Consider the following 9,847-nt stretch of genomic DNA (forward strand, 5'->3'; position numbering starts at 1 on the left):
TAATAAAATACTGTATAATATTATGAATTATGTGTATGCGCATAAATATTTATGCCAGTATTCGTTATGAAAAAATAACGAATAAGTATAGAAAAAATGGACATAAGTTTAGAATAAAACGCACTCATAGAAGTAAAAGTTAAAACCAAAACAAGGGGAATACTATGGCAAATAACACTCGCAAAAAGCTCTCTAGCAAAAAAGCTACGAGCGCATTTGCAAACACATGCGCATATTACGCAGCAAAAACGAACGCAACTTCCGCGTCTGCTACCATGCGCAAGGTGTCATTGAGCACACTTGCCACAGTTCTTACTGCCGCCACTTGCTTAGGCGGTCAGCCAATCCTCGCATCCTCTAATATTCTTCTTCCTCCAACTACGGCAGCTTTTGCGCAAGAAGTGCGTAGCGCAGACACTACTACTCCTTGGTTACACACGCCAAATATTCTTGAGTTCCAGAGGTATCGCTTTGCTAACAGCAATGGAAACACTGGTTCAACAGCCGATTTAGGTGAATACGATAACACCACCAAGAAATCGGATATGTACGCATATCTTGAAAAGAATGGAAACGACCAATACTTAGTCTTCGATGTGTTCTTTAACAACGATGGTAAATCTATGGTCACCCATTCTACACAACACCAATATATGTGGCAGATTCCTTATGCAATTGCAGATTTAAAAGGTGACGGTTCTTACAAAGGTGACACATTAAGCGATGTTTCCTTTGATTTCTATAAACGCAATCAAGCTAATCCACAAATGACAAATGCTGTTCTTTCACGCGACATTGGCTTGTTCGAAAAAGATAATAGTAAATCATTTGTTACTGGTTTCTTAGGAAAGGATAATGATCACAATGGTTCTATCTATTTGTATACCTTAGGTATACGTATGGGAGCCAGCAACAGACAAGATTTGAATGCTACTTTCCACAACAATGCAGGCGACGGAGTCATTAGCAATGCTACAACACTGAAAGGTATTTACAGTAAGTACAGTTATGGCATTGGTTTAAGAACCACAAACGTCAACTACGCAGTACACATGCATTGCAAAGTAAAATTACGTCAAGGAGTCACTCTTGAGGACATTCAAGATGCTTATACATTAGCAAATACGAGTAGTTATGGAACTACTACTAACTCCGCATATACCTTTATTTCTGGTCGCGAGCGCTGGAGTGAACCAAATCTTAAGCGCACAAAAAGCGATAAAATCCCTCCAAAGCTGTATTTTAATGGCAAGGAGCTTACAGATGATTCCAGTAGCATTACCGTGTATCAGGGCGAGTCGCCAAAGATCTCTTTCGGCACTTCCGACAATAGCGAAAAGGTAACTAATTTCTCTGTAGGCGGATTCCCAGATAGCATAAAGAACGCAAACTTTACAGACAAGAGCAACGACGGTTTTGACGCGACTGAAAAAAATCACTACAACCACGAAGTTAAAGACGTTAAGTTTGAGAACAAGAACGGTAATACGCCAGTAAACTCCGACTACACGATTACTGTTTCTGCAACCGACGCTTCCGGCAACAAAGCGGAAAAGAAAGTCACTGTACATCTTAGGAACCTGAATAAGAAGTACAAAGAACCAACTGCTACACCAATTACTGTTGATTGGGGGCATACGCTTACCGAAGATGAGCTCAAGCAGCAGATTCAAGGCAATGATGGAAAAGGTACAATAACTTTTATTGACAAGAAGTTGCCAAAGACAAAACTGTCCGAAAGCCATTTCAAACATTCTCGTAACACTCTGCAAGTCGCATCAAAAATCATATATGCAGATGGATCCTACCATCTAGTGAACATTCCTGTAATAGTTAAAAAGCCACTCGCTTTTGAGCACGCACCAAAAGGCAGCGAGAACGCTGTAACCGTTGGGGATAAACTTAAACAACCAAGCGATTACATAACACTCGAAAATAATTCTGGCAATAAAGTTAAGCCGCAAAAAGTCGAATGGTACGGCGGAAAGCCTAATTCCAGCACAATTGGCAAATTTAATAACACTGTCAGAGTAAATTACACAGACGGTAGCCGCAAAGACACTACTGTAACATTTAACGTTAAGCCGAAAACACCTGTTATTGAAACGGATTTGAACGGTCGCGCAAAAATTAAAAACCAGAAAGTAGTAGTAAACGTCGGCACTGGGTTTATACCAGACGCCACAAACACGGTTACCTTATACGATGCCAAAGGTAGCGTAATTGGCTCTACTACTGAAATCAAAGACGGTAAAGCAACTATTACTGTAGCTGGTGGCATACCTGCAGGAAACGTGTATGCAGTTACAAGCAGTTCATACAACAATTCTCAGGATAAACATACAAATACCTTCAATTTATCTTCCGATAGAAGTGAAAACCATCAAGCTACAGAAGATAAACAAAAGCCAACACTTACAGCAAACGATGCAACTGCAAAAGTTGGAGAAGACTTAAGCTTTAATCTTGAAGCAAAAGATGATATTAAAATTGACGACTTCAATATTGCAGCTCCGTTAGCGAAACTTGTAAATGGTGATTTTTCACGTTTGAAGATTGATTATCAAGGAACACAAGATAATCCAAAAGATCGCAAAGTAAAAATTACGATACTCGGCATGAAAGCAAGCGAAGTTGGAGAACACAAGCTTAAGTTCTCAGTTACCGATGCTGCTGGAAACAAAACTGAGAAGGAAGTGAAACTAACAGTTAAGCAACCTTACGAGCTAAAAGCAAATCCTATTACCGTTGACTTAGGTCATAAACTTACTAATGATGACGCTAAGAAGATATTTGAAAACAGCAAGAATGTTCCTTCTGGAACAACATACACTTGGGTTACTAAACCTGAAACCAATTCAACCGGGAAAGAAAAGCCAGGCAAAGTAAAAGTCAGCATTCCTGGAGGAGAAACTAAGGAGATTCCTGTAGCTGTAACAGTTCAAGATACAGTGAAACCAGTAATAAAGGTGTACAAGAAAGGCCCTGGTGACACTTGGACTGAAGTAACCGAAAAGGTTACTGAAGGCAAAACAAGTTACACAAAGATTGACACGTACCACGGTGACAAGTGCGAACTGAAAATAACTGCAACCGACAACAGTGGCAAAGTTACAGATTTGAATATTAATAGTTTATTAACAGGCTTGACTACATCTGATTTTGCAACAAAGCAAGGCGCTGGTTCCGAAAATGATCCTCGAGCTATAAAGATTGCAGGCAATGTGCCGAATGGCATGGCTGCCGGAGCGTACTCTAGGACTCTTGTAGCAGTTGATGGTTCTGGAAATAAAACTAATCTTCCAATTCGTTTTATTGTGCACACTCAAGCAGATAAGTTTAGCAAGATTACTCCAAAGGATATAACTCATAACATTCCTGCTGACGGCAATAATAACAATCATCCAAAGGCTGAGGATGGTATCTCGGAAACTAGCAAGAAAGATTTGCCAAAAGGTACCACGTATTCTTGGGTTAAAGAACCAGATTGGAATAAGCCTGGCAAAGATACAACTGCTACAATTCGCATAACGTTCCCGGACGGTTCTCACGTAGACGTTTCGCCAAAGCTTACTGTTACGGATACTATTAAGCCTGTTATTGAAAAGCCTGATTTAGGAACAGCATCACATGGAGGCAAAGATCATTACTTGCTGAAAGTTCATCGCGGTGAGAAGTTTGACCTTACACTGAAAGTTCATGACAACACTGGCAAAATAGTCGGCGCAAGCTTGGATAACAATGTACCTGATTGCGGAATTACTAAAACTAATTTAACAGTTGACAATGCAGGCAACCACAGTGTTAAGAACCCTGCTATTGTGCATATAACTGGCACAGCACCAACCAACGAAGTAGTAGATCAACATTGGAGCCGTACTGTTACTGTAACAGACGAGGCTGGTAATAAATCTGAACTCCCTATTCAGATTGCTGTATATACGAGCGCAGAGGAGCACAAAGCCACATCAAAGCAAGTCAAAAAACCATTTAATAAAGCAGTAACTGTTAAAGACATTCAAGATGCAATAACAACTGACTATAAGATTAAAGATCAAACTAAGAAACCAGTAGTTTCTGTAAAAGCTGGACAAACTTTACCAGATGGCAAAACTTCTGGAAACTCTAAGGTTACAGCAATTGTTACTTACCCAGACGGTTCCACGACGGAAGTTGTAGTTCCTGTCACTATTGCTACTGCTCTTAGCAGAACACATATTCCAAAATCTAACACTGTAGAAAAGTCTTACGGCTCTACTAAGAAGCAAATAGAAGATTCCATAACAAGCACTTCTACTGGCGGCGGAATATCTTGGCCTACTGGCAAAGTTCCTACAGGAAATACAACAATTGAAATTTCCGACAAAACCAAGATTCCTAGCGGAACTGAACCTGGCACATACGAAGTTCCTGTAAAGATAACGTATAGCGATAACTCTATTGGATACGCCACAGTAAAAGTTAAGATTGGCGATCCGCAGAGCAAGAGCTACAACCCACAAGGCAATACGCTTACGTTTGCTTACAACTCGAAGCCAAAGACTGACAACATATCCGGTAAAATTACTGGTGTTGGCAAGGATAAAGGCATTAGTCTTAAAGATAAGCAGGGTAAAGATACAGCGCTTCCTACTGGCGCAAATATTGCTATTGACAACCCAAGTAACATTCCAGACGGAACTAAAGCTGGCGATTTCAATATTCCTGTAACAATCACCTATAAGGATGGTTCAGAAAATTATACAGTTGTTAAGGTAAAAATTGGCGAGCCACAAAGCGAAACAAATAAGCCAACTGTTACTGATATAACGAAGAAGTATGGCGAAAAGTCTAATGCAGATGAAGTACAGAATCACGTTACTTTTGACAGTAGTAAGCCTAAACCAACCGTAACTGTTGAAAATGCTAACGATATTCCAAATGGTACAACTCCTGGCGACGTAAATATTAACGTTAATATTGTGTATCCTGATGGCTCCAAATCTCGCGTTACAGTAAAAGTTACTACTGGAGATCCTGATACCAAGACTTACGCACCAAGCGCAGGCGAAGTTAAGAAAAACCGTGGGGATAAAATCACTGCTGATGACATTAAGAATGCTGTAAAGACTTCTACAGTTGATGGCAAGACCCCGGATAAGAGCAAAACAAAAGTAGAGCTTGTAAACAAAAACAACTTGCCTGATATGACTAAGACTGGCACAACTAATGTTCCTGTTAAGGTCACATACCCAGATGGGTCAGAAGTTGTTCTTGAAGTTCCAGTGGTAGTTAGGGATACTGACAAAGATATTTACACGCCAACGTCTTCTACGCTAGAAAAGCCTTACGGCTCAACTATTAGCAAGAAGGATATTACTGATAAGGTGACAGTTCCACACTTTGTTGGAGATGCAACTAAAATCTCTTACAAAGTCAAGGATACTAAGAAGATTCCAGGGGAAAAGTCAAATCCTGGAGTTTACACGGTAACGGTAACAGTAACTTATCCGGACGGCACAAGCGAAGATGTGGACGTAAACGTTACAATCTTGAATAAGGATTCAGACTCTTACGAACCAACCGCTAAAACTCTTACGAAGAAGCACGGCGAAACGATTAGTAATGAAGATATTACTAATCAAGTAAGTGTGCCTAATTATCCAACCGGAAAAAAACAACCAGATAAGGCCGTAAGCAATGGAGCAACGCTACCAAATACTGATACTCCAGGCGAAAGAGACGTGCCGGTTACTGTTACTTACCCAGATGGAACTAGTGACACTGTAAAAGTTCATGTGGTTGTTAAGGACACGGATGCGAATACGCATAATCCACAAGCTGAACCGCTTGAAAGGAATATCGACAGCGGAAAGCCAACAGACACTGACATTACAAGCAAAGTAAGCGTTCCTACTTGGCCAGCAGGCGAAAAAAATAAGCTAACTTACTCTATTGCTGATGGCGATAAGGATAAGATTCCTGCTGGAGATAAGGCTGGCAAGTTTGAAGTGCCTGTAACAATTACGTATCCGGATGGATCAAAAACCGTGATCAACGTGCCTGTAATTATTAAGGCTCCAACTGCTACACCGCAAGTTGTGACTGTGCCAAAGGATGCGGAACCTAAGCCAGAAGACATGATTCCCAATAAGGATAAGTTCCCTGATGGAACCACCTTCGAGTGGAATAAAGACAGCAAGCCAGACACCAAGACAGCTGGAAACAAGCAAGGCATTGTTGTTGTAACAGTTCCAGATCAGCCTTCTCAAGAAGTGCCAGTGACTGTAAACGTTGTTGACCCAACTGCATCTGAAGTCAACGTGCTACAAAAAGGCAAGTTGCCAGAAGCTAAAGATGTTATTAAGGATTCTAGCGATAAGAGTAAATTCCCTGATGGCACTCAGTTCAAGTGGAGTAAGGAAGATACACCGGACACTAACAATACTGGCAAAAAGAACAGCAAGATTATTGTTACCCTCCCAGGTCAATCCCCTGTAGAGGTGCCTGTAACGGTTAATGTTTTGCCAACGCCAGAAGCGAATATTGTGAACATTCCACAAAATGGAACAGATTTCCCAATCGCAAGTGATGTTATTAAGGATTCTACCGATAAGAATAAGTTCCCTAAGGGCACTAAGTTCGAGTGGAAAACTAAGCCAGATACTAAACAGTCTGGCAACAACAAGAAAGGCACAATAACCGTCACTGTTCCAGGTGTAAATGGAAAGCCTGGAACTTCTGCTGATGTAGAAGTTACTGTGAACGTAACTCCTGAGCCTAAGGCAAAGGACACCTCCGTTATTCAGAACAGCGATCCTGATCCTAAGAACAGCATTGAAAACAAGGATAAGTTCCCAGACGGAACTACCTTTACTTGGGGTACAGGCAAAGACGGAAAGTCTGGCAAGCCAGACACATCTACAACTGGCGAAAAAACAGTAAACGTTGTGGTAACTGTTCCAGGACAAAAGCCTAAAGAAGTGACTGTAAAAATTACTGTTACAGCATCTCCTGAAGGAAAAGACGTAACCGTGCTGCAAAAGACTGACGGCAAGGATACCACTCCTCAGCCAAAGGATGTTATTAATAATCTACCTAAGGATGCTAGTATTTCTTGGAAGAAGAAGCCTGATACGTCAAAGACTGGCAACCAGCCAGGAATTGTGACTGTTAAGGTGGATGGCGAGCCAGATGTTGACATTCCAGTCAACGTGCTCGTTGTGCCAAATCCAAAAGGCAAGACGGTAAACGTGCAAAAAGACTCCGCTTTGCCGGATCCAAAAGACATGATTGCCAATAATGGTGACTTCCCTGAGAAAACCACATTTACTTGGGCAACTAACGGTAAGCCATCAACGTCTAATACTGGTGAGCAAACTGGAACTGTTGTTGTAAATATTCCGGATATTACAACTCCTGTGAATGTAACAGTAAAAGTAAACGTTGTGGATAAAGACAAGCCATTTATCAACGATGACAAAGCCGAGAACACACCAGATAAGCCTGATAAGACCACTATTACTGGTAAAACTCAGCCAGGAAACACCGTAACTGTCAAAGACAAAGACGGTAAGACTGTTGGTACTGGAACTGCTAACAAAGACGGAAACTTCACTATCGAAATCGATAAGAAGGATCCTGGCACAAAACTCGAGCTTGTTCCAAGCAAGGGTAATAACGAAGGCACTCCAGTAGAAGTAAAAGTTACTGCTAAGCCACAAAAGCCAAAGATTACGGTACCAACCGACGATCACAAGAACGGCGGAAACGTAACTGTAACACCGCCACACGGCGATGAAAACGTTGTCAAGATTGTGATTAACGACAAGCCAAATCCGCTTAACGGTCCAGAAAAGCCAGAACAGACAATTATTGTCAAGAAGGGTGATGACGGCACGTGGAAGATTGACGGAGACACTCCAGAAGGTGTAACTGTTGATCCGCAAACTGGCGTTGTTACGATTCCGGCAAAAGACTTGGAAGACGGTAGCACTATTACTGCAGTAGCTAAGAACAAGACGGATAAACCATCTGATCCTGCTACTGCTGTAACCGGCTTTAAGACTCCGCAGATTACCAAGCAAACGCTAAAAGACAATCCAGATGATTCTACTAAGCAAATCATCACTGGAAAGACGCTTCCAGGCGCGAAGGTAATTGTTACCGACGAAAAGGGCAAGGAAATAGGAAGTGGCGTTGCAGATAAAGATGGCAACTTCACTATTACTATCCCGAAGCAAAAGCCTGGTGCTATCGTCACCCTCACGCCAACCAACGGTAAGGGTGATGATGCAAAGACGGGCGATAGTATAAATATTACTGTCAGCGGAAATATTACTAAGCCAAAGATTGACACTCCAACCAATGGTGGCGCTAGCGTAACGCCGGATCTCACGGATACTCGTGTCAACAAGGTTGTAATTACCTACACGCCAGAAGGCAGTGAAACAACCGCAACGATTACCGTTGTTGCTGAAGGCGATAAGCATGAGTGGAAGATTGACGGCTCTGCACCTAACGGCGTGACTGTTGATCCGCAAACTGGCGTTGTTACGATTCCAGCAAACAAGATTAAGCACGGTAGCACTATTACTGCGCAATCAGAAGACAGTAGCGATAAGACTGGCAAGAGCAAGTCAGAAGTGGTAACTGCTAAAGTTGGCGAAAAGGAGAAGCCTGCACCAACTCCAACGCCTATCCCAACAGACAGGCCACTTGTGGTAACACCACAAGATGGTGCCGAGCAGGGCTCTGCAACTGTTACACCACCATCTGACGCTGATTCTATGGAGATTACATACACTCCTGAAGGAACTGGAGCGGCTGGTGAAATACCTGGAATCTCTATTCCTGGTTCCCCGTTGGTTCCAACACCAACACCAGTACCTACCCCAACACCTACCCCAACTCCAGCGCCTGATACCACTCCTTCTACACTCGTAACAATCAGAGTGAAGAAAGGAACGGACGGCAAGTGGACGTTTGACGGAAAAGCTCCAGAAGGCGTAACAGTTGATCCAACTACTGGTAAAGTAACGATTCCAGCGAATAAGATAAAAGACAATACCCAAATCACTGCGAAATCGAAGAAGGGTGAAACTACTTCTCCAGAAGTAACAGGCACAGCTGGAGCAAACCCAACAGGGACTCCATCGCCTTTGCCAACTCCTTCACCGCTTCCTGACGAGCTTCCTGATATTCTTCCAGAGCCACTTCCGGGAGAAGATCATGAACAAGATCAAAGCGAAGACCAGAAACAAGAGCAAGATTCTAAAGACAATAAGCAGCAAACCCAAACTGCTAAAACTCAAGAATCTAATGAGAATAAGTCTGATTCAGACTCTGTAAAGCAAAATACAAGCAACGCGAAGAACGTAGCAAATAACGCTCCGGCACGGCACTCATCCGGTAAGGTTACTACTTCAAATCTGAGTAACACTGGAGCCGCTATTGCTGCTGCAGGAGCTGTTGCAGCATTTGCAGTAGCAATAGGTGGAGCGATTGCTGTTATTGCTCGCAAAAGGAAGCGCAAGTAAGGTGTACATGCTGGGAAATAGTCAGCATAAACCACAAAACTAAATAAACCAAATAACTAAATAACTAAATGCTCTGTGGAAGAGAAAATTCGCAAATTGCGATAACTACTCAACCACAGAGCATTTTAATATACAGGTTTTTGCCCACTATTTCGCGTTGACATACTGTAGTGCTCAAAGCGCAGCGAGCGAAGTGCACAACGGTGTAAAGTTTCTGCCGGATTTCACCTAAAAACGACCTTTATTTTACACGGACGTAAAGTTTCTGCCGAATTAAGGCAATAAAACGACCTTTATTTTACACGCCTGTAAAATTTAGGTCGGATTTA

1 protein-coding gene is annotated in these 9,847 nt (G+C 42.1%); it reads left to right on the forward strand.

Annotation, left to right across the window (positions count from 1 at the left end):
* The first annotated feature begins 164 nt into the window (after positions 1-164).
* Entirely contained in the window at positions 165-9,518 is a 9,354-nt protein-coding gene (locus HXT50_RS03500; protein ID WP_421777027.1) for a Rib/alpha-like domain-containing protein, read from the forward strand.
* Positions 9,519-9,847 lie beyond the last annotated feature (329 nt).

It is taken from the genome of Gardnerella sp. KA00243 (assembly GCF_049244105.1).
In the GTDB taxonomy this organism is placed as follows: Bacteria; Actinomycetota; Actinomycetes; order Actinomycetales; family Bifidobacteriaceae; genus Bifidobacterium; species Bifidobacterium leopoldii.

Coding starts and splice junctions, on each gene's coding strand:
- HXT50_RS03500 (WP_421777027.1), top strand. CDS start 165: ATGGCAAATAACACTCGCAAAAAGCTCTCTAGCAAAAAAGCTACGAGC.